We start from the raw sequence: 21,319 nt of genomic DNA on the forward strand, positions 1-21,319 counted from the left end.
GAAAGGTTCCCATGTCAACCAGCGCCAAGGTACGCCAAGGGCAAATCCTCGAACTGGCCAATACCAGCGGGCTGGCTAGCGTCGAAGAACTTTCCGAACGATTCGGCGTCACCGCATCCACGATCCGGCGCGACCTCTCCCGGCTCACCGGCGAAGGGAAGATCGCGCGCACCTATGGCGGTGCCATGCCCCTGACCGCTCCTGTCATCGAGTCAACATTCCGCCAGCGGAATATGGAGAATGCCGCCGCCAAAAGCGCCATCGGACGCAAGGCCCGATCTTTGGTGGCCGAGGGGCAGACCATCCTGCTCGATTCGGGATCTACCGTGGCATCGCTGGCGCATGAACTGCGTGATGCCAACGAGCTCACTGTCGCCACAACGTCCCTGGTAGTGGTTGAGGAACTCGCCGAGGCCGAATCGGTGCACGTTGAGTGCCTCGGCGGCACCTTGCGCCATCGCAGCGCGGCCTTTGTGGGGCCGCTCGCCGAGTACTGCCTAGAACGAATGAGCTTTGATTCCGTGTTCCTCGGGGCTGATGCGGTGACGCCTGATGCCATCTGCGAAGCCGACCTGGTACAGACCCGACTCAAGGAAAAGATGGCTTCACGGGCGCAGCGCGTTTTTGTGCTGGCCGATAGTTCCAAGCTCAATCAGCACCCGTTCCACGCGTGGGCGAAATTGCCCGAGGGATGGACTCTGATCACCGATGCGCAGGCCAGCTCCAGCCAACTCGCGCCCTTCAAAGAGGCCAAGGTCGAGGTCATCGTCGCGGGCTGACCCCGGGAGGGCCACCGCGCACAGCACTCAAATTCCCCATATCCCTCATGCCGTTGCAACGCACCCAGTGCGTTGCAACGGCATTTTAGGTTCTTCCAGATCCGCGCTACTGCGTCATTGCGCACTCGTAAATTCTTTGTCACCGCGCTCCGGACGGTGCTTCTGCAAATTTATTTTCACCCGTAACAGCGAAAAGCTGTAAGTGATACTTCAATGAATTGAATGCTTTGTTCAATCTCTAAAATCAGTGGTTCGAATGATTGATATCAGGCCTTTTACAAGAGGTCTAACTTCAGATTTTGAGGCGCATAGACCCGCAATCTAAACAAATTAAGCACTCCTACAATGTGTTGCATCTTATGTACGTGGACTACAAATGTGATGCAGATTATGGTTTTTCGTAGCCGGATGACGACGAATCCGGACCGAGTGACCGGGAGCGAATCGCGCGGCACAACGAGATGTAGGAATGACGATGAACATACAAGCTGAATGGATGCGCGGGGGAACCAGCAAGTGCTGGGTTTTCGAATCCGAGCATCTGGACGAAACGGCCACCAGCCTCGATGAACTACTGCCAAAGGTTTTCGGCAGCCCTGATTCACGACAGATCGACGGCGTCGGCGGAGCCACCTCGACCACCAGCAAGGCGGTCATTCTGCACCGTTGCGACGACTCCGAGGTAGATGTCGAATTCACCTTTGCCCAGGTAGGCATCGAAGAAGCCACCGTGGACTGGGGAAGCAACTGCGGCAACTGCTCGGCAGTGGTCGGCCTCTACGCCATCGAACAGGGATGGGTTGTTCCCGACTCTGACATCACCCGTGTCATCACCCGCAATACCAACACCGGCCAGATCATCATCCAGCGCGTGGATACGCCAGGCGGCGCACTGCCTATCGTTCCCCAAGCGCAGATGCCCGGCGTTGCAACCGCCGGCTACAAAGTAGGCCTCGGGTTCCGCGACCCGGCAGGCAAGACCACCGGCAGCCTGCTGCCAACGTCGAACCCTACTGACATCCTGATCGCCGCTGATCGCGCATGGACCGTATCCTTGATCGATGCCGGAGCCCCGGTGGTAGTTCTGCGCGCAGAAGAGCTCGGCCTTGACACCGCAGATTATGATTCATGGATGGCCGCTGTCGACTCGCAACTCAACGTCTTGGACCAGGTACGCCGCGAAGCTGCGGTGCGCATGGGCCTTGCCACGACCCCGAAACAGGCAGCCCGGGCCATCCCCAAGCTGGCGATCGCCGCCGCACCGCAGGACGATCAGAGCGATGCCAGCGTCATGATGCTCTCCATGGGCAGGCCCCACCCGGCATTGGCCATCACCGGCAGCGTCGCACTGACCCTTGGCGCGCAGACCCCGGGCACGGTCCTGGGCGAGATCACCGGCGGCGAGCCACGGGCCACATTGCGCCTGCGCACCCCGGCCGGTGTCATCGAAACCTGGAGCGAAGTACGCGAAGGATCCATGTACGTCGGCGTTGACCGCACCGCACGCTCCATCGCAACCTCCACCATTCACCTCCCCGAGTCCCTCGGCAGCGTTGCCGGGACCGACCTAGCAAGCGCCAGCCGCTAAGGAGTCAGACCATGTCTAAAACTGAGCTCGACGTTGCGCCAGTGACTGATCGCGAAGACGTTGAATTTAATACCGTTGATCCGCGCCGCCAAAAGCGCCGGAACCGCCGGAACATCTTGATCGTTGCGGCCGTCGCCGCCGTAGTTGCACTGATTGCCCTGCTGGTTGGACCGTCAATGGCCGGCTCCTCGGCCCCCGCCGATCCGGGCAGCAGCCTGACTTTTGAGCAGATTGTCCCGCTGGTCGTCCTGGTGCTGATGTTCATCATCGCCACCAAGTGGCCTGTGAACATCGGTGTGATGGGGCTGGTTGCCTCCTTCGGCATCGGCTACTTCATGCTGGGCATGGACGATAAGGAAATCCTCGCGGACTTCCCGGCCAGCATCGTGCTGACCATCATCGGTGTCACCTACTTCTTCTCCATGGCGCAGCACAACGGCACCATCGATGTCATCGTGCGCAACTGCGTGCGCATGGTTCGCGGCAAGACCATGATGCTTCCTTGGGTCTTCTTCCTGGTTGCTGCGGCGCTGACCTCGCTGGGCACCTTTTCCCCTGCCGCCGTCGCCCTGCTGGCACCAGCAGCCATCGGCTTTGCCTACGAGTCGCGCATCCACCCGCTGCTGATGGGTGCCTTCATCATCAATGGCGCCCACGCTGGCGGATTCTCGCCGCTGTCGGTCTCCGGTGTCCTGGTCCATGACATCGCCATGGAAAATGGCTTCCCGGTTTCGGCCAATGCCCTGTTTGTCGCCAGCTTCGCGATCAACCTGATCCTCTCGATCCTGACTGTGATCGTCTTCGCCTTCATGGGCAAGCTGCGCACCGCCAAGGGCGAGGCCTATGCGGCAGCGGCGGATACCCGCTCCACCCGTCCGCAAGGTCAGCAGATCTACACCCTGGTGCTCATTGGCGTCATGCTCTTCTGCGCTTTGGTCCTGCGTCTGCCCATCGGCTTCGTCGCCTTGAGCGCAGGCCTGCTCCTTGCCCTGCTGAACATCAAGGACCAGCAGAAATTCGTTGCAGGCATCTCCTGGTCCACCGTGCTGCTGGTGGCTGGCATGATCACCTATGTATCGTTGCTGACCCACATCGGCGTGATCGATACCTTGGCCCACATGGCTCTGGCGCTGGGTGCGCCGATCTTGATCGCTTTGGTCCTCTGCTACGTGATCGGCATCGGCTCGGCTTTCGCCTCGTCCACGGCACTGCTTGCGGCGTTCATTCCGCTGGCCGGCCCGTTGCTGTCCGTCAGCTCGCTGAGCGTCTCCGGCACGGTGGCAGCTATCGCCATCTCGGCCACCGTGGTTGACGTTTCCCCGTTCTCCACCGCTGGCGCACTGGTCGTGGCCAACGTGAAGGAAAGCGATCGCACTCGCACCTACAAGCAGCTGATGATGTACGCAGGTGCCGTGGTGTTGATCGCACCGGCATTGTCCTGGCTGCTGCTGGTGCCAACCGGCATCATGTAAGCATTCCACCAGGTACAGCTGTGGGCGGGGCCCGAAAAGGATCCCGCCCACAGCTGTACGTTCTAGCGGCGCTTGCCGGTCACCAGTCCCCAGACGATCAATACGATCAAGGAACCGCCGATAGCTAGCAACCAGGTGGACAGCGACCAGAACTTGTCAACGCCGACACTGAAAATGGCCGACCCGATCCAACCACCAAGCAGTGCACCGACCACGCCCAGCAACAGAGTTGCCAGCCAACCGCCGCCCTGCTTTCCGGGCTTGATGGCCTTGGCGATCGCACCGGCTATGAGCCCAAGGATGATCCAACCAAAAATTCCCATTTATTCTTACTCCCCAAGTGATGTGGCACGATCAGCGTGCCGTAAGTGATTATTTCTTGCTATTCAGTGCAGGCTCAGATGAGCACGGCTTTCTCCGAATCCTGTTTTTCCGGTTTCTGAAAACTGAACGAAACGTGTTTACTGGCGAAGGGTGCTCCCAGCACCATTTCAAGGTCCGGAATCACGCGTTGGTTCACCAGATCGATGCCACGATTCGCCGGAGTATCGGCGCGCAAGGTGAACCGGGCATAGAGCACAGGTTCGGTTGCGCTGCCACCGATCTGGACATTCGCATCCACGATTTCCGGTTGTGTTTGCGCGGCGGTTTCCACTGCCTTGGCGATAACCGAAGTTTCGATCTCGCTCACTCCCTCGTTGCGCGATTCGTATCTGAATTTATGTGCCGACGGACGACGTGGAATGGCAGTGATCAAGACGGCCAGCGACAGCACCATGCCGATCACCCCTACGGCCAGGCCCAGCGGCAACAGGTACTGCTGATCAACCGGCAGGCTGTTACCAATCTGAGCCCGGCCTAGGTCGGTGCCTTCAGGGAACCCCCACCAAACTGCGGCTAGGCCAAGAACCCCGGCAGCCAGGAGCAGCAGTCCAAGGATCACCAGAATGGTTCGTTGACGCACTCCATGCGTTGTAAACATTTTTAGTTTCCCCCTCGCCGCTGCACCGAAACTTTGACCTTAGGAGCACGTTGTACTGGCAACCCATCAATCACGCCCTGTACCCGCGCCTGAACGTTCTCTCGCACGCGCTGAACCGAATGCGCCGGAGTCTGCACGGTAACGCGCACCAGCTTTGGGCTGGTTGTCACGCTCGCGCGGGTCACCGAATCGGTACGTTCAACCTCATACCCCACCAAGGTTGATATTCCACGGCATGAGATTGCCTGTTCCGACCTGGCGGAAGGATCATCGCTGTTGAGCAGGATGGTCTGCCGGCGCCCTGGAATGAGCGCGCTGAGCAACAGCAGCAAACCGAGCACCGCGAGAACCACCATGACGATCACTGCCAGGTTGTCATTGAAGCGCAGGTTGCTGACCGTTGTAATGCTCTGTTCGGCAGCGGCGGGCCATTGGCCGTTGACCAGACGCAGGATGCAAGAAAGCGCCAGGAGAACGCTCGCGGCCAGCACGATGACAAAGCTGATCATCAAGGCCAGCGTGCGAGCACTGCGAACGTGCCAGAATCTGTTCATCGCAGTCTCCTATTTCTCGTTTCTTCATCCGGGGCCGACATCCAGCTCACTCGGATATCGGTTTGCACTTGTTCAACGCCGAGGTAGCGGCGCAGATCCGCGGCGACTATGTTTCTCACGTCTTCGCAGGCTTGCTGGACATTGCTCGGATAGCTCAAGCCAAGGTCCAAGTCGATAACCACAGTCTTTCCGAGCACTTCGGCCTTAGCCTTGGGCCGGCTATCAAAATCCTTGTACTTGCCCAGTCCCAAGATCCCGCCGGCGGCCGAACCGACCACCGGCACCTTGTAGGCCGCTTGGGCAGCGATTTTTGAATAGACGGCAGTGTTCACCGTGGTGCTTCCACGGTGTGTGGACAGCTCTGCCATCTGCTTCACCGCCGACGTTTGCTGAACACTTGACCGAGATCAACCCTGTCCTGTAAAAGCCAACCCACCCCCGCGCCGATGATGGTAAAGAACGCCACCACCACAAATTGGGTGAATGAACCGAAAGCAATCAGCAATCCGGCTAGGCAGCCTATAGCCAGTCCCCACTTGACGTGTAACATGATCTGCTCCTTAGATGCGGACAGTTATTTCAGGCCGTCGCGGGTTTCAGCGTCGTCGTCATCGTCTTCTGGCAGGTGCACGTCGGTAACTTCAACATTGACCTCGATGACTTCCAGACCGGTGGCTCGCTCAACCTGCGCAATGATGTTTGAACGGATCTCATTGGAGACCTCAACGATGGAGAAGCCGTAGGAAACGACGATCGACACGTCGATGGCGGTCTGCTGCTCGCCCTTTTCGACGCTCACTCCACCCGCGGCATTAGCCTGTGCGCCCGGGATGCGTTCAGCCAGCGAGTTGAAGGTTCGGCGGGCTGCATTGCCCATCGCGTACACGCCAGAAACTTCGCGGGTGGCGATGCTGGCGATCTTCTGAACAACACGGTCTTCGATGGTCGTCTTACCCAGCTCGGTGTGCAGCGGACCGCGCAGTTCTTCGTGGCCCTGCATCTCATTGGCAGCCTTGGCTTTAGCCTGGCGTTCCAGTTCTTCGCCGGTTGGCTTGATGATTGGCCCTTGTGAATCGCGTTGCACCATGATGGTCTCCTCATTCATTGAACGGATATTTTTGTGCCTTACACTCATACAGACGAGAGCTACAAAGAAATCCTCACATATTTTCAGTGTGATATAGATCACTTAAGGAGGGGTGTTTGGAACCGACCCGGCTGACCGTGCTTGTTGGTCGTTCGATGGAGGGTGATCCCGAAGCTTTTGGTGAACTTGTCACCGCGCTGACACCCGGCCTGCGTCAATACTGCAAGACTTTTTTCAGCAGTTGGCATGATGCGGAGGACGCTACCCAGGACGCATGGATCCGCGCTTGGCAGTCATTGAGCTCACTGCGCGAACGAGTCGCGTTTAAGACTTGGCTCTACCGGATGGCACGAAATATTTGCCTCGATCGCATCCGCCAACGTGCCAATGACCAGCAAAACGTGGATGATGAAGTGCTAGAGCAAACCCCGATCCCCGACCGCGAATTGCCCGAAAATGTTGCCGTGCAGCGCGATGAAATTGCCGACGCCTGGCAAATCATCAACGGATTGCCGTCGGCGCTCCGCCAGACCTTTGTTCTGGTGGCGCTCCAAGGCATGAGCTATAAGGAAGCGGCCCTGGTCACCAACGTTTCAGAATCGACTGTGCGAGGGCGACTTGCACGGGCACGCAATGCAATCAGTGAGGCGGTGTCATGAAAACCCTTGCCTGCGGACGTACGACCGAGGACGTCCTACTAAACCCAGATGAACCGGCAGACCTGCACGAGCTGCAGTGCCGGTGGTGCCATGCTGAACGCCAACGACTGAAGGATCAAAACGGGTTCATCACCCAATTGCTGCAGACCTCGACCCCCGAGCACGAGCCAGATGCTTTTTCGCAGGGCATCTTGGGAAAAATTGCCAGCTTCGCGCCACGACAACGCACGTGGGATGTACAGGAAGCCGGTACGGGAAAGAAACGACGACTCTCCTCACTGGATCTGATCAAAGCCATTCGAAAAGTCTTCGCTGACTCGACAGAATCGCAGTTGAACTACACCGAGATCAAGGCGACTGATGCAAAAATTCCGCATCTTCAGTGGAAAGTGCAGTGTCATGTCAGCATGGCTGAAGACAGCTCGGTGAGTACCATCGAACAGCAGGTTCTAGGTTTCGTTCGTGATGCCATCAGCCCGCTGATCCTGTGGAACGAGATAGTCGTTGACTTGGTTGTCGAGGACCTTCATGGCCAAGCCATCGAATCTGTCACTTTACGCGAGGAGAACTAGAAGAACGGTTGACCGGCGCTATTGCCTGGTGGTTCTCCGGTTCAAGAGGTAGATCAGGTAGACGCCGCCGAAGCAGACAGTCACTACGCCGACCGGCAATTGCACCGGCGCAAAGAGACGTTGGGCCAGCAGGTCACTGCCAGCCAAGAGTAGCGCGCCGACTAGTGCCGTAGGAACTAGTTGCAGCTTGCTTCCGCGCCCAAGACGGCGAGCAATTTGTGGAGCCACCAAGGCGACAAAAGCGATGGGGCCGGCTAACGAGGTCACTCCCGCCACGAGAAATACTGCCAGCACCACAAGCAGTAATTTGGTGCGCTCCACTCGCATGCCCAATGCCCGGCACAGGTCATCGCCCAGCTGCAGCATCTGAAGTCGCGAAGAACTGGCCAACAGCGCGATGGAAACGAGCACCACAAGAATTCCCGCAGGTGCCACGGACTGCCAGGTCAATCCGTTGAGGCTTCCAGCGCCCCAGACCGCAGCAGCCATCGCCACGTCCAGTTCTGCGCGCAGCACCAAAAAGTGGTTAAACGAGGCCAGCACCGATGAAATGCCGATACCCACGAGGATCAACCTGAATCCGGCCGTCCCGTTACGCCAGGCCAGCAGGTAAACCAAGAATGCGGTGAGCAAGCCACCAACCAAAGCACCCACACTGGTGGCAACAAAACCGCCGCCGAGCACTGTGAGCGTGACCAGCGCACCGGTATAGGCACCGGTGGAAAAGCCAATAACGTCCGGCGACCCCAAAGGATTTCGCGTCAGCGATTGGAAGACCGCACCTGAAAGACCCAGCGCGGCACCAAAGAGCAACGCAGCCACCGCACGCGGCATCCGCCACTGCCAGATGACCATATTTTCGACACCCTCGCCCGAACCGAGGAGCACTTTGAGCACCTGCCATGGCGTCATCTGGTATTCGCCGCCCGAGATGGCCAGAACCGTGACCACTAGGCAGAGCACCAGCAAGATCACCAGCGTACTGGGGGCACGGAGCTTGGTTCGCAGCCTCATAGTGCCGCCGCCTTGCGTCCACGGGCAATCATGATCAGAAGCGGTGCTCCGAGGAAGGCGGCCACTACACCCGCCTGCAGTTCGCCAGGCAGCAATATGCGGCCGAGCATGTCAGCACAGAGCAGGAGCATCGGAGCAATCAATGCGGTAAAAGCCAAGATCCACCCGGTATGCGCGCCAGCCAATCTGCGGGCGGCATGCGGGGCCATCAAGCCGATGAATCCAATGGCGCCCACGGCCGCGGTGGACGCGCCGGCCAGGATGGTGATCGCGAGCAGAACCAATATTCTGGTCCGTCCCACACGAGTTCCCAAGGACCGCGCGCTATCTTCACCGAGCGCCATGGAATCAAGGGGGCGGGCACACATGGCAGCGATGGCAACACCCAGCACAATGCATCCGGCAAGGGTGAGCACGATGGAAGAATCACGTCCCTGCAAGGATCCGATCGTCCAGGCCCGCAGCTGGTCGAAAGCCTGGGGCTTCACCAGCGATAGTGCGGTTCCCACACCGGTGAGCACGGCGCCAATGGCGACTCCAGATAGCACCAGCCGCACCGGGTCGCTGGACCCGGGCCGTGGCGTACCGACCACGTAAACCACTGCGGTGGTCAGCAGCGCACCTAAAAACGCAAAAATGACATAGCCGTTAAATCCTTGTACCCCGAGGAATCCGACCGAAACGACGATAGCCAGGGACGCTCCGGCGTTCACTCCGAGAATTCCGGGTTCCGCCAGCGGGTTTCGGGTCAGGCTCTGCGCCAAGACTCCGGAGACGCCCAGTCCTAATCCGGCGAGAACTGCCAGCAGGGCTCGCGGCAACCGCGATTCAACAACAATGCTTCGCTCTACGGTTGACTGCGAATCCGCTAAAGCCTGAACGACAACATCTATCGGCAGCGCCCGCGATCCGACGGCCAGCGAAGCCACGACCAATAACACCAAAGTCACAGCTAGCCCGCCAAGCAGGGCCAGTTGTCGGCCGGTGCCCGCGGTTTTGTGCGCTGGGGCAGTGGGCCGAGTGAGATTAGCGCTAATGACCGGCGCCCTTCGTCAAAATTTCTACAGGAACGAGATTACTTTACCGCGAGCTACCGAATATTATCGTCACAACCTTTGGGCAGGCTTAGTAAATTAGGGTATATTTAGCGTGTGAATTTCTCCAAGATGGGCGCCGCATGGCGCCGCACCCTCATTTCAGCCACCGCCATTGCGCTGGTTGGCCTGACCGCCGGCTGCGGCGCGTCCACCACGACCGATGCCAACTCCGGCAATAAGGACGTTGCTATCGGCGGCGAACACTTCACCACCGCTGACGAGGAAACTGCCAAGTTCGGCTCCGACGCGGAAGCTGGCCAGTTTCCCCGCACCATCACCCACGCGAACGGCACCACTACCCTGGAATCCAAGCCACAGCGCGTCGTGGTTCTGGATACCGGTGAATTGGATGCCGTGATTTCCCTGGGCATCACCCCGGTAGGCATCCCGTCCACCGAGGGCTCCAGCCCCATTCCTGGCTACCTTGCCGATAAGGTCAAGGACGCCAAGACCATTGGCACCATCCAGGAGCTGAACCTGGAATCCATCGCGGCCCTGAAACCAGATCTGATCATCGGCTCGCAGCTGCGCGCTGACAAGCTGTACTCCCAGCTCAACAACATCGCGCCAACGGTCTTCTCGATCCGCCCTGGCTTCCCTTGGAAGGAAAACTTCCTGCTCGCCGGCGAAGCTCTCGGCGAGGAAACCAAAGCCGTGGAAACCTTGAACGCCTACCAGGACAAGGCCACCGCGCTGGGCAATGACATCGAGGGCGACCCGGAGATCTCCCTGCTGCGCTTCATGCCAGAAAAGATCCGCCTCTACGCCAACAAGTCGCTGATCGGCGTGATCCTGAAAGACGCCGGCCTAAAGCGTCCCGATAACCAGAACATCGATGACCTGGCAGCCGAGATTTCTGCAGAGAATCTCACTGATGCCGATTCGGATTGGATCTTCTACACCTCCTACGGAACTCCTGAGGCCACCGGCGAAAAGGCCGCCCTCGAGGGCCCACTGTGGAAGAAGCTGAAGGCTGTCCAGAACGATCAGGCCTTCCGCGTGAATGACGACGTGTGGTTCCTGGGCTTGGGCCCAACCGGCGCCTCGCAGATCCTCGATGACCTGCGCGGCTACCTCATCAAATAGGTAGTCCCATTCCCGCACCGGATGTACTGCAACCCTGAAGCTTGTGCTCAGCCCGAGCATAGAAAGCGCGGGTAACGTAGTAACTACCTCATTGAAGGTGCGAGTGATGATCGTTGAAATCCCCGCCGGCCCAGCCGGCGGGGATTTCACTTTAACTTCGAGTTCAGCGCGGGCCTAGCTCTCCAGCCAGCTCACTTCCCCGGTCACCAAATCATAAACACCTGGCACCACTCGGGTCCGCTTTTCTTGAACGGTTTTGCGGATTATGACTGAGCACTCTAGAAGTTGCTCAGCGACGGCGAGCGCGTTGGCCTTCGCCACCTTATTCACCGCGTCACTTCCCGATCCCTCTACTTTAGCCTTGCGGTCCACTGAAGCTATTTGTTCAGCAAAGCCATCCATTTCTCAGGGGAACTGCGGGTCCTTTGGATCTTTTCCACGGCTTTCAGCGTTCCGGTTACTGCACCGCAGGCAGTATGTCCGAGGATCACCAGGAGTGGACCCGAGTACGGGCTAGAGACTGCAAATCCCATGCTACCCACCAAGGCGTCATCAAGCACCGCCCCAACCGTACGGGTGGCAAAGAGGTCTCCGATCCCCTGGTCAAAAAGCAGTTCAGGGGTCACCCGGGAGTCCACGCAACCATGGACAAGGCGAAGGGGCCCTGGTGTTCGACTTGCTCGTCACGTCGATGTGAGCCCTGGATGGGATGCTGCACTTCGGGTTGTCCGGGCAGTCAGGCTGTGCGTAACCGGCAGCCTGCAACTCAGCGATAACAGTCTTGAGCTGTGGGATGGATGCCAAGATGCTTGGGAGTTTGATGATGTTGGCTTCTGGGGACTTGGCTAGATCGCCAAGTTCTGCCAGAGCATCGCCGATGCACTGTTCTTCGGTGACATAGTCAGGGAAGGTAGCAGTAATGCGGCCTGCCAGCGAGATATCGCGGGCCGCAAGTTCCACGCCTGCGGTCGACGCGAAGGCATCAACGATTCGCAAGAACGAGTGGGTTGTCAGCATCAGGGCTTCGTCGGTGTGGGTGTAAATAATTTGGCCATTGGTAAGGCATCTCCCTCAATGTCGTGCGGCAAGTTCTGTGCACGGCCCCTGACTCAACGTCCTTAGATTTACCCGATATACGCACGGGGCACACTTCAGCACGTCACAGGACCGCAGCCTGACCGCCAGCTTTAGGGCTTTAACAAGGGGAATCAATAGTAAACAGAGGCGCAACATTCAGTTAGTAGCCAGTAACTGAATTGCCAAAGAACGCCCCGACGACAACCACGGACGGCCCATGCATTCAATGAGGCAGCCGCGCCATGCCTTGCCCAGGCGACCCCGGGACCAGTGACTTTCAGTGCCCCGGCGCGAGGTCGCGATACCCTACCAAGCGACATTCATGATAGCTATTCTCATTATCATACAAGACGTGTAATCAAAAATTTATTTCAACTCCAATTGCCGAAGAAAAACTTACCTTAACATTTCCGCTGAATTATGTTCGGTCAGGAATGAATATCAAAGAATCTGCACAAGATACTCATGGCTCTTTGTAACTTCCCCGCAATTTATATGACAAGAAACTGTAAATATCTAATGCTGTAGTTGTAGTCGACGAGGATCCAGATTGCCGCATCACCGCGCCTGCCCTTCCGTCGCATCGACTGAATCAACGACGAAACAGGAGTACACAGTGTCCTTGCCCGGAACCGCAAAACACCCTACGACCGGCAGTCCGCCGCCCCGCACCGCAGGCCACTGGCGACCTGACATCGCCGCCTCTCTGGTTGTCTTCCTAGTAGCCCTGCCACTGTCTCTCGGAATCGCCACCGCATCCGGAGCGCCGATCATGGCCGGCTTGATCGCCGCAGTCATCGGCGGCATCGTCGCCGGTTCCCTCGGCGGCTCCCCCCTGCAGGTCAGCGGCCCCGCGGCCGGGCTCACCGTGATTGTCGCCGGGCTCATCAATCAATTCGGATGGCAGGTCACCTGCGCCATCACAGTCTGCGCGGGAGTATTGCAGATCCTCTTCGGGCTCAGCCGACTGGGTCGGCTCGCCCTGGCGATTTCGCCCGTGGTGGTTCAGGCGATGCTCGCGGGCATCGGTGCCACCATCGTGCTGCAACAGGTGCACACTCTGCTTGGCGCCCAGTCGCGCAGCCACGCCTGGGAAAACATCGCCGCACTGCCGGAAAGCCTGATCGGAATGCACTGGCAGGCGGCACTCCTGGGCCTGTCCGTCATCGCCGTCATCCTGATCTGGAAGCGCCTGCCCGAGAAATTCCGCAAGGTGCCGGCCCAGCTGGTGGCGGTAGCCGTAGTGACCCTCTGCTCCCTGCCCCTGGGCGGCGCCGTCGAGCGAATCAACATCACGGGCAATCTGCTCGAAGTGATCGCCCTGCCGGCGCTGCCCACCGGAGGGTGGGGGCTCTTCGCCATCGGTGTCGTCACCATGGCCCTGATCGCCAGCGTCGAATCGCTGCTGTCTGCAGTCGCAGTGGACCGCATGCAGCACGGACCGCGCACCAACTTCAACCGCGAACTCATGGGACAGGGTGCAGCCAACATCAGCAGCGGCCTGCTCGGCGGTCTTCCGGTGACCGGTGTGATCGTGCGCAGCGCCACCAACGTTGCTTCCGGCGCGCAAACCCGCGCTTCTGCCGTGATGCACGGCGTCTGGGTGCTGTTGTTCTCGGTGTTCTTCGCACCGCTGATCATGCAGATCCCGATCTCGGTGCTTGCCGGGCTGCTGATCGTCGTGGGCATCCAGCTGATCAAGGTCGCCGACCTGCTCAATGCACGCCGCTCCGGCGAAACCATCGTGTACCTTGCAACCTTTGCAACGGTAGTCTTCGAAAACCTGCTGGAAGGGGTCATGCTGGGACTGGCACTGTCCTTCCTGATGGTGCTCTGGCGCGTTGTGCGAAGCAATGTCCACGCCGAACGAATCGACGACACGCCCGAAGGCGCCCAGCGCTGGCATGTCATGGTCGAGGGCTCGTGCAGTTTCCTCTCCATGCCTAGGCTCAGCTCTGTGCTCACGGGAATTCCCGAAGGCAGTGAGGTGATCGTGGACATCGAAGCCGACTTCATCGACCGCTCCGTCGCCGAAACCCTGTCCGCGTGGAAGATCCGCCACGAGGCCACGGACGGCCGCGTGAGCATCGAGGAGCATGGCACCGCAGCCCTGCAGAAAGCCCTGGACGGCCCGCCGCAGCGCGGCCGCCTGCGTTCGGCGATCAGCAGTGGAATGGCCCCGTGGAACAGCTGGCAGCGCACCCATGCGGGCAACGCTGCTGAGCGAGGAGAAAGGGCCTTGATTCGCGGCATCGAGCAGTACCACCGCCGTCACGCCCGCATGGTGCAGCCGGACATGGAGGAACTCGCTGCAGAGCAGAACCCGCGGACATTCTTCCTGACCTGTGCGGACTCGCGCGTCATCCCGAACCTCATCACCTCCAGCGGCGCCGGAGACTTGTTCACCGTGCGAAATGTGGGAAATGTAGTCGGAAGCGTGGGTTCCGACCCTTCGGTCGAAGCGGCACTGGAATTCGCCATCAATGAGCTGGGCGTACGCCACCTCGTGATCTGCGGCCACTCCAACTGCGGTGCCATGGATGCCCTGCTGAAGCAGCCGGAGAAAGCGTCATCCGCCACCCCAAGCCCTGTGGAAGGCTGGCTGCGACGACTCCGCGAGGTTCGCGGCATTTACAAGGCCGGACACCAGGTCGGCACTGCAGCACAGCGCGCCGGCTACGGGGAGACCGATCAGCTGGCCATGGTGAACGTCATCCAGCAGATCGAACAGCTGGCCGCGCATCCGATGATCGCGCAACAGGTCAACGACGGGTCACTGATTCTGACCGGCCTCTTCTACGACATCGGCGCCGCGCGGATGGTTCGAGTCACCGACGAGGGGCTCGAAGAGATGGGGCACATGCCCGGTGAGCTGACCGCAAAAACCGCCGGATAATCGAAGGGAAATCGAGGCTCAACCCATAAGTGCGCTGGCCAGGCCCTCACAGCGCACACAGAAGGTTTCCGCCCTGGCCGGTTCCCGGCCAGGGCGGATTTCCTTGTGCAGGCCACTGCCGGGCCGCGGTTCACGGAGAGCGGCGCCGCGAATCTTGACTACCGCCGGGTCTGGGATGTGATGAACCAGCTCACCGCGGATCACCTGGAAGAAATCAGCACCCGGGTGGCGGCAAGGATCGTGGCAGAGTACGGCCTGGATACCTCGTCGGCGGCCCTGGACATGACGAAGTGGGCAGCATCGAAGAGACCGTGCTGCTCTACCACGACGGAGCCAAGGGCCGACCCCGCGCCCAACGCCCGCTCACCGACCACTCCACGACCACGGAGAAACTCGCCAAACTCTTCAACCTCGAGACCTAAGCCCCACGCGATAACCGACCGGAAGGCCCCGCCTAGGTAATACGCCTCGAAAACGCCTTGACCAGCACAAACACCACAAAAACAGGTCGCCTTTCGGAAACTCCCCCTAGAAGTCCTGCGCTTGCGGCGAGTAGCTGTCGTCGGCTGGTAGTGGCAACGGCGGTGTCGATGGGTCGTGGCATGGTACTTTCCGGTCGCGATTCATGGGCACCTGAATATCATTAACTCAGATTTAGTAGTAAATACCATCATGAATTCTCGTCTTCTGCATTTGATTCATAAATGAAATACCAACTACTTCGCACGCCCCGTGGAGCCTGAACATCACCCCGAACGAATCAAAAGTGATTGACACCACAGTTGTTCTCGGCTTGGATAGACACTGTCAATCGATTGATTGGGAACACAAGGTGGTGTCCATTGGAACTGGGTAAAGTCCAGCAAGCAGCGGTGTCCTGCTTTGCGCAACGCGGATTTGCCGCAACCGGCATCCGCGAGCTGGGCACCGCGGTGGGACTGAATTCGGCAACGCTCTACCACTACGTCGGCGGCAAGGAAGAACTACTGGTAGGCATCATCAAGAATTGCCTGGACTCCATGATCACCGGCGCCCGCCAGGTCCTGGCCACCAGCACCGACCCCACTAGGCAGCTGGCCCTATTGGTCGCTTTCCACGTCGGGTTCACCGCCACCAACACCAAGACCTCCCGCGTGGCCGAACATGAAATGCGCGCCCTGTCGCCGGCGAACGCGCAACAGATGCAGGTGCTGCGCGATGACTATGAACAGCTCTTCGCCAAGGTGCTGCATGACGGAGCCGAACAAGGCATCTTCAACACCGTGGACCTGGGCATCGCCCGGCTGGCCATCATGGAAATGGGCACCGGCGCCAACCACTGGTACCGCCGCGACGGACGGCTGTCCCTGGCCGAAGTGCAGCTGAATTTTGTCTCCCTGACCATGCGGATGCTCGCCGTCGCCACCGAATCGCCACTGGCCAGCAGCGACCTCCCTACACCAGTGATCGTCGCCAGTGAACCCGAACCGAAGGACTGAAAAGTGAAGACGCTTTCTTCCCGCACGGATCCCGCAGAATTCGAGATCAATGCCAAAGCCAACGCCCCGCTGCTGGCCGAACTGCACCAGCGCCTGGAACGCACGGCCAAGGGCGGGTCGGAGAAATCCCGTGCCCGCCATGTGGAACGAGGCAAGCTGCTGCCTCGCGAACGCGTCGATGCGCTCCTCGATGACGGATCCCCCTTCTTGGAGATCGCGCCATTGGCCGCCGAGGACATGTACGACGGCGCCAGCCCCGGCGCCGGAGTGATCGCCGGCATCGGGTTGGTGCACGGCCGACACGTCCTAGTCATCGCCAATGACGCCACCGTCAAAGGTGGCACCTACTTCCCCATGACGGTCAAAAAGCATCTACGCGCCCAAGAAATCGCCCTCGAAAACCACCTGCCCTGCATCTACCTGGTGGACTCGGGCGGCGCCTTCCTGCCCATGCAAGACGAGGTCTTCCCAGACCGCGATCACTTTGGTCGCATCTTCTACAACCAGGCGCAGCTTTCGGCCCGCAAGATCCCGCAACTGGCAGCGGTGCTCGGCTCCTGCACTGCCGGCGGCGCCTACGTGCCGGCGATGAGCGACGAGACGGTGATTGTGCGCAACCAGGGCACCATCTTCCTCGGCGGCCCGCCGCTGGTGAAGGCCGCCATCGGCGAAATCGTCACGGCCGAAGAACTCGGCGGCGGCGACCTGCACGCCAAGACCTCCGGGGTCGCGGACCACCTGGCCGAGAATGACGAACACGCGCTGATGATCATCCGCGACATCGTCTCCACCCTGCCACCCAATCCCGCCCCCGCTTGGCAGATCGAACAGCAGGTGGCCGAGCCGCTGTATCCGGCCAGCGATCTGGCCGGCATCGTGCCGGTGGATGTGAACGCCCCCTACGATGTGCACGAGGTCATCGCCCGGCTTGTAGATGGCAGCGCCTTCCACGAGTTCAAAGCCGAGTACGGCACCACCTTGGTCACCGGCTTCGCCCATATCCATGGACACCAGGTAGGCATCATCTCCAACAACGGAGTGCTCTTCTCCGAGTCCGCGATGAAGGGCGCCCACTTCATCGAACTCTGCGACCAGCGCGGCATCCCGCTGCTCTTCTTGCAGAACCTTGCCGGATTCATGGTGGGCCGCGACTACGAGGCCGACGGCATCGCCAAACACGGAGCAAAAATGGTCACCGCGGTGGCCACCGCCCGGGTCCCCAAGCTGACCGTGATCATCGGCGGCTCCTTCGGGGCCGGCAACTACTCCATGTGCGGGCGCGCCTACAGCCCGCGCTTCTTGTGGATGTGGCCGAATGCGCGCATTTCGGTCATGGGCGGCAATCAGGCATCCTCCGTGCTGGCCACGGTCAAGCGCGATGGCCTCGAAGCCTCCGGCGAGACCTGGAGCGCCGAGGACGAGGAACGCTTCAAAGCCCCCATTCGCGAACAGTACGAAAGCCAGGGCAACCCGTACTATTCCACCGCCCGCTTGTGGGATGACGGGGTCATCGACCCTGCCGACACCCGCCGGATCCTGGGCCTGGCCCTAGAGGTCTGCGCCCGCACCGAATTGCCAGAGACCAGCTTTGGTCTCTTCCGGATGTAGCCCGAGGAGATCACCATGAACAGCAGACTTTTCGACACCGTCCTTGTCGCCAACCGCGGCGAAATCGCGGTGCGCATCATCCGCACCCTGCGCACGCTGGGCATCACATCGGTGGCGGTCTATTCCGATGCCGATGCAGCGGCTCTGCATGTGTCGCTGGCTGACACCGCGGTGCGCCTTGGCGGCGCGCCAGCTGCCGAAAGCTACCTGGATATCGAAGCGGTGATCAAGGCCTGCAAGGCCAGCGGCGCCCAAGCAGTCCACCCCGGCTACGGATTCCTCTCGGAGAACGTCGACTTCGCCCGCGCTTTGGAGGATGCCGGCATCGTCTTCATCGGCCCGCCGGTGCACTCCATCAATCTCATGGGCGACAAGATCCGCTCCAAGAACCACGTCCAGTCCCACCAGGTGCCTGTGGTTCCCGGCATCGCCGAGCCTGAACTCAGCGATGAACAGCTGCTGGCCGCATCCGCCAGAGTGGGTTTCCCGCTGCTGATCAAGCCTTCGGCAGGTGGCGGCGGCAAGGGCATGTTCGCCGTGGACTCAGCGCAGCAACTGCCCGAAGCGCTGGCCAGTGCCCGGCGCACCGCGCTCAAGGCCTTCGGCGATGACACGCTCTTCCTCGAACGCCTGGTGCGCAACCCGCGGCATATCGAGGTGCAGATCCTGGCCGACGCGCACGGGAACACCGTGCATCTAGGCGAACGCGAATGCTCCCTGCAGCGCCGCCACCAGAAGGTCATCGAAGAGGCCCCGGCCCCGCTCTTCGAGAACCTGGAGCACGGAGCGCAGATCCGTGAGCGGATGGGCGCCGCTGCGGTCGCCGCCGCGCAATCGGTGGGCTACGTCGGCGCGGGCACCGTCGAGTTCCTGGTCAGCGACCAGACCCCCGACGAGTTCTTCTTCATGGAAATGAATACCCGCCTGCAGGTGGAGCACCCCGTCACCGAAGAAGTGGTGCGGGTGCGAGGGCAGAAGCTGGATCTGGTGGATTGGCAGGTGCGCATCGCCGCCGGGCAGCCGCTGGACTTCACCCAGGGTGAGGTGGCCCTGCACGGGCATGCGGTCGAGGCCCGACTGTATGCCGAAGACCCTTCGGCGAACTTCCTGCCTTCCATCGGCACGATCCTTGCGGTGCGGGAACCAGATGGCGTGCGAGTGGATAGCTCGCTGCGCGACGGGCTGGAAATCAGCGCCCACTATGACCCGATGCTGTCCAAGCTCATCGCTTGGGCCCAGGATCGTTCCGCCGCCCTCGCGCGCTTGGACCGGGCCCTGGAGCAGAATGTGGTGCTCGGGGTGCTGACCAATGGCGAGTACCTGCGCCTGTTGCTGGCCGATGAGGATGTAGCCGCCGGAAGGCTGGATACCAACCTCATCGAACGCAAAATGGGCGAGTTCTCCTTCCGCGCCGTTGGCCCGCGTGAACTGGCCCTGGCCGCGCATCTGGAATATCAGAGCCTCCCGGCCAGCATCACTCCCTGGGGCGCGCGAGATGGGTGGCGGGCCGGGCAGCATCGCCCGATCACCCAGCATTTTGATGACGGCCACCAGATCGTTGAGACCACGCTGCTGCCTACCGCCGAGGGCAGCCTCATCACGGTGGCAGGTGAGCAGTTCATCGTGAAAACCGTAGATGCCGGCCTTGAAATCAATGAGGAACGCAGCACCGCGAAGCATGCGCTGGCGGCCGATGGCAGCTGGTGGTTCAGCGATCACGGCTGGAGCGCGGCGGTGCGCAAACTGAGCCGCGAAAATGTCCTGGAGCAAAAGCTCGCTTCCCGGGCCAGCCAGTCAGGGGTCCATTCTCCCGATGTACTCTCCCCGATGCCGGGCACCGTGATTTCGGTGCAGGTCAGCGACGGGCAACAGGTGGTTGCCGGGCAATTATTGGCCATCGTGGAAGCAATGAAAATGGAGCATCAGCTACTGGCACCGGCCGATGGCATCGTGCGCCTGGCAGCGCTGAACCCGGGAGACACCGTCAAGGCCAAGCAGGTCATCGCCACCGTAGAACCATTAGATGTCGAAGCAGAGGAGCAACCGGCATGAGCGGGCAGCGGATTGAACAGCGCGGACTGTATTTTGACGAACTGGTACTCGGTGCCACCTACGCCCACAAGCCCGGGCGCACGCTGAGCGAAGCGGATAATATCGCCTTCACCACCATGACCATGAACAACCAGGGACTGCACCTTGATGCCGCGTGGGCTGCCACCCAGCCCTTCGGCAAGCCGCTGATTAATTCATTGCTGACCCTGAGCACGATGATCGGCCAGTCGGTGGCGCAGCTGACCGAAGGCACCATCATCGGCCAGCTGGGCATCAACGACGTGCGCTTCCCTCATCCGATGTTCCACGGGGACACCCTGTACACCGAAACCGAAATCACCGAGCTGCGCCCCTCCAAGTCACGCCCTGGCCAGGGGCTGGCCTCGATGACGCACACCGGACGGAACCAGCATGGCCAGATCGTTGCCACGGCCACCCGAACCTGCCTGATGTGGACCCAGCAAGCCCATGAGGCATCCAAGAAGGCGGCCGGCGATGAGTGAATTCATGATGGGCCCTGCCATCCTCTTCTGCCCGGGCGACCGGCCCGAGCGCTACGCCAAGGCAGCCAGCCGCGCCGACGCGGTGATCATCGATCTGGAAGATGCCGTTGCCCAAGACAACAAGGACGCCGCTCGACGCGCCCTGCGCGAGAGCGATCTGGACCCGGACCGCACCATCGTGCGCGTCAACCCGGTTGATACCGAGCACTTCGCCCATGATCTCGACGCGCTGAAGAGCACCAGGTACACCACCGTGATGCTGCCCAAGGCGCAATCAGCGGCCGAGCCGGCCCAGCTGGCGGACTATGCAGTGGTGGCCCTGTGCGAAACGGCGGCCGGAGTTGCCAACGCGGCGCAGATTGCGGCCGCCCCCAATGTGCTGGCCTTGATGTGGGGCGCCGAGGATCTGATTGCCTCGCTGGGCGGAACCTCATCGCGCCATGATGATGGCGGTTATCGCCAGGTGGCAAGCTTTGCGCGTTCCCAGGTGCTGATCCATGCGTCCGCGCAGGGCAAGGCCGCCATTGATTCGGTCTACCTGGACATCCCGGACACCCAAGGACTGTTCCTCGAAGCCCAGGATGCCAAAGCCTCCGGATTCGCGGCCAAGGCGTCGATCCATCCCAGCCAGATGCAGATTATTCGCCAGGCCTACGCGCCAACGCCGGCCGAAGTAGCATTGGCCGAACGGATTCTCACCGAGGCCAAAACCCATCCGGGCGTTTTCTCTCTGGACGGGAAAATGGTGGATGAGCCCCTGCTCCGCCAAGCTCGGGCGACCCTTGCCAGCGCCGCGAGGCTGGGCTGAGCGTCGC

Annotated in this window: 22 protein-coding genes and 1 pseudogene; 13 read left to right on the top strand and 10 right to left on the bottom strand. The window is 60.5% G+C overall.

Annotated features, from left to right (window positions below; all coding sequences use genetic code 11):
- Nucleotides 1-11 precede the first annotated feature (11 nt).
- From D3791_RS07240 to D3791_RS07250, 3 genes are all read left to right on the top strand, one after another.
- Nucleotides 12-779 (top strand): DeoR/GlpR family DNA-binding transcription regulator, encoded by a 768-nt coding sequence (locus D3791_RS07240; protein ID WP_022874704.1) that lies wholly within the window; start codon nucleotides 12-14, stop codon nucleotides 777-779.
- A gap of 475 nt (nucleotides 780-1,254) precedes the next feature.
- Nucleotides 1,255-2,367, top strand: coding sequence for a PrpF domain-containing protein (locus tag D3791_RS07245; protein ID WP_022874703.1), 1,113 nt, complete (start codon nucleotides 1,255-1,257; stop codon nucleotides 2,365-2,367).
- A gap of 11 nt (nucleotides 2,368-2,378) precedes the next feature.
- Nucleotides 2,379-3,839 carry an SLC13 family permease gene (locus D3791_RS07250; protein ID WP_172511760.1) on the top strand — a complete coding sequence of 487 codons (1,461 nt, stop codon included), beginning with the start codon at nucleotides 2,379-2,381 and terminating at the stop codon, nucleotides 3,837-3,839.
- Nucleotides 3,840-3,901: 62 nt separating this feature from the next.
- On the opposite strand, the gene D3791_RS07255 is transcribed toward D3791_RS07250, so the two are convergent.
- From D3791_RS07255 to D3791_RS07280, 6 genes are all read right to left on the bottom strand, one after another.
- A complete protein-coding gene (locus D3791_RS07255) occupies nucleotides 3,902-4,162 on the bottom strand; it encodes a GlsB/YeaQ/YmgE family stress response membrane protein (RefSeq protein ID WP_172511761.1) in 261 nt (86 codons plus the stop codon).
- Nucleotides 4,163-4,236: 74 nt separating this feature from the next.
- The gene (locus D3791_RS07260; RefSeq protein ID WP_172511762.1) at nucleotides 4,237-4,821 is read right to left on the bottom strand and encodes a hypothetical protein; all 585 of its coding nucleotides are present in this window, start codon (nucleotides 4,819-4,821) and stop codon (nucleotides 4,237-4,239) included.
- 2 nt (nucleotides 4,822-4,823) lie between these two features.
- On the bottom strand, nucleotides 4,824-5,375 hold the full coding sequence (locus D3791_RS07265) for a DUF6286 domain-containing protein (protein WP_172511763.1): 552 nt from the start codon (nucleotides 5,373-5,375) through the stop codon (nucleotides 4,824-4,826).
- Nucleotides 5,372-5,743 carry an Asp23/Gls24 family envelope stress response protein gene (locus tag D3791_RS07270; RefSeq protein WP_172511764.1) on the bottom strand — a complete coding sequence of 124 codons (372 nt, stop codon included), beginning with the start codon at nucleotides 5,741-5,743 and terminating at the stop codon, nucleotides 5,372-5,374. Before D3791_RS07270 ends, D3791_RS07265 begins: the two co-directional genes overlap by 4 nt.
- A gap of 5 nt (nucleotides 5,744-5,748) precedes the next feature.
- A complete protein-coding gene (locus D3791_RS07275; protein WP_098945523.1) occupies nucleotides 5,749-5,925 on the bottom strand; it encodes a hypothetical protein in 177 nt (58 codons plus the stop codon).
- 24 nt (nucleotides 5,926-5,949) lie between these two features.
- Nucleotides 5,950-6,480 (bottom strand): Asp23/Gls24 family envelope stress response protein, encoded by a 531-nt coding sequence (locus tag D3791_RS07280; protein ID WP_425483155.1) that lies wholly within the window; start codon nucleotides 6,478-6,480, stop codon nucleotides 5,950-5,952.
- A gap of 98 nt (nucleotides 6,481-6,578) precedes the next feature.
- Here D3791_RS07280 and D3791_RS07285 point away from each other — a divergent pair, with 98 nt between their 5' ends.
- Together D3791_RS07285 and D3791_RS07290 are read left to right on the top strand one after the other, a co-directional pair.
- A complete protein-coding gene (locus D3791_RS07285) occupies nucleotides 6,579-7,121 on the top strand; it encodes an RNA polymerase sigma factor (protein ID WP_172511765.1) in 543 nt (180 codons plus the stop codon).
- The gene (locus tag D3791_RS07290) at nucleotides 7,118-7,693 is read left to right on the top strand and encodes a hypothetical protein (protein WP_172511766.1); all 576 of its coding nucleotides are present in this window, start codon (nucleotides 7,118-7,120) and stop codon (nucleotides 7,691-7,693) included. Before D3791_RS07285 ends, D3791_RS07290 begins: the two co-directional genes overlap by 4 nt.
- An 18-nt stretch (nucleotides 7,694-7,711) precedes the next feature.
- On the opposite strand, the gene D3791_RS07295 is transcribed toward D3791_RS07290, so the two are convergent.
- Nucleotides 7,712-8,707: a FecCD family ABC transporter permease gene (locus tag D3791_RS07295; protein ID WP_172511767.1), complete on the bottom strand. Its 996-nt coding sequence runs from the start codon at nucleotides 8,705-8,707 to the stop codon at nucleotides 7,712-7,714.
- Nucleotides 8,704-9,657, bottom strand: coding sequence for an iron chelate uptake ABC transporter family permease subunit (locus tag D3791_RS07300; RefSeq protein WP_246242417.1), 954 nt, complete (start codon nucleotides 9,655-9,657; stop codon nucleotides 8,704-8,706). Before D3791_RS07300 ends, D3791_RS07295 begins: the two co-directional genes overlap by 4 nt.
- A 201-nt stretch (nucleotides 9,658-9,858) precedes the next feature.
- On the opposite strand from D3791_RS07300, the gene D3791_RS07305 reads away from it, so the two are divergent.
- Nucleotides 9,859-10,890: an ABC transporter substrate-binding protein gene (locus D3791_RS07305; protein WP_425483156.1), complete on the top strand. Its 1,032-nt coding sequence runs from the start codon at nucleotides 9,859-9,861 to the stop codon at nucleotides 10,888-10,890.
- A 377-nt stretch (nucleotides 10,891-11,267) separates the two neighbouring features.
- Here the strand turns inward: D3791_RS07305 and D3791_RS16910 are convergent, their stop codons facing one another.
- On the bottom strand, nucleotides 11,268-11,528 hold the full coding sequence (locus tag D3791_RS16910; RefSeq protein WP_172511768.1) for a carbonic anhydrase: 261 nt from the start codon (nucleotides 11,526-11,528) through the stop codon (nucleotides 11,268-11,270).
- Between the two features lie 82 nt (nucleotides 11,529-11,610).
- Nucleotides 11,611-11,937, bottom strand: a pseudogene (locus D3791_RS07315) (NADP-dependent isocitrate dehydrogenase); the annotation flags it as partial.
- 646 nt (nucleotides 11,938-12,583) lie between these two features.
- Here D3791_RS07315 and D3791_RS07320 point away from each other — a divergent pair.
- From D3791_RS07320 to D3791_RS07345, 7 genes are all read left to right on the top strand, one after another.
- Nucleotides 12,584-14,863: a SulP family inorganic anion transporter gene (locus D3791_RS07320; protein WP_172511769.1), complete on the top strand. Its 2,280-nt coding sequence runs from the start codon at nucleotides 12,584-12,586 to the stop codon at nucleotides 14,861-14,863.
- 290 nt (nucleotides 14,864-15,153) lie between these two features.
- The gene (locus D3791_RS16830; protein WP_281350627.1) at nucleotides 15,154-15,285 is read left to right on the top strand and encodes a hypothetical protein; all 132 of its coding nucleotides are present in this window, start codon (nucleotides 15,154-15,156) and stop codon (nucleotides 15,283-15,285) included.
- A gap of 420 nt (nucleotides 15,286-15,705) precedes the next feature.
- On the top strand, nucleotides 15,706-16,341 hold the full coding sequence (locus tag D3791_RS07325; protein WP_172511770.1) for a TetR/AcrR family transcriptional regulator: 636 nt from the start codon (nucleotides 15,706-15,708) through the stop codon (nucleotides 16,339-16,341).
- A 3-nt stretch (nucleotides 16,342-16,344) separates the two neighbouring features.
- The gene (locus tag D3791_RS07330) at nucleotides 16,345-17,949 is read left to right on the top strand and encodes a carboxyl transferase domain-containing protein (protein ID WP_172511771.1); all 1,605 of its coding nucleotides are present in this window, start codon (nucleotides 16,345-16,347) and stop codon (nucleotides 17,947-17,949) included.
- A gap of 15 nt (nucleotides 17,950-17,964) precedes the next feature.
- Nucleotides 17,965-20,001 carry an ATP-binding protein gene (locus tag D3791_RS07335; RefSeq protein WP_172511772.1) on the top strand — a complete coding sequence of 679 codons (2,037 nt, stop codon included), beginning with the start codon at nucleotides 17,965-17,967 and terminating at the stop codon, nucleotides 19,999-20,001.
- Nucleotides 19,998-20,504 (top strand): MaoC family dehydratase, encoded by a 507-nt coding sequence (locus tag D3791_RS07340; RefSeq protein WP_022874691.1) that lies wholly within the window; start codon nucleotides 19,998-20,000, stop codon nucleotides 20,502-20,504. Before D3791_RS07335 ends, D3791_RS07340 begins: the two co-directional genes overlap by 4 nt.
- Entirely contained in the window at nucleotides 20,497-21,312 is an 816-nt protein-coding gene (locus tag D3791_RS07345) for an HpcH/HpaI aldolase/citrate lyase family protein (RefSeq protein ID WP_172511773.1), read from the top strand. The genes D3791_RS07340 and D3791_RS07345 overlap by 8 nt, the downstream gene beginning before the upstream one ends.
- Nucleotides 21,313-21,319: the final 7 nt, after the last annotated feature.

It is taken from the genome of Glutamicibacter mishrai, assembly GCF_012221945.1.
GTDB classification, from domain to species: Bacteria; Actinomycetota; Actinomycetes; order Actinomycetales; family Micrococcaceae; genus Glutamicibacter; species Glutamicibacter mishrai.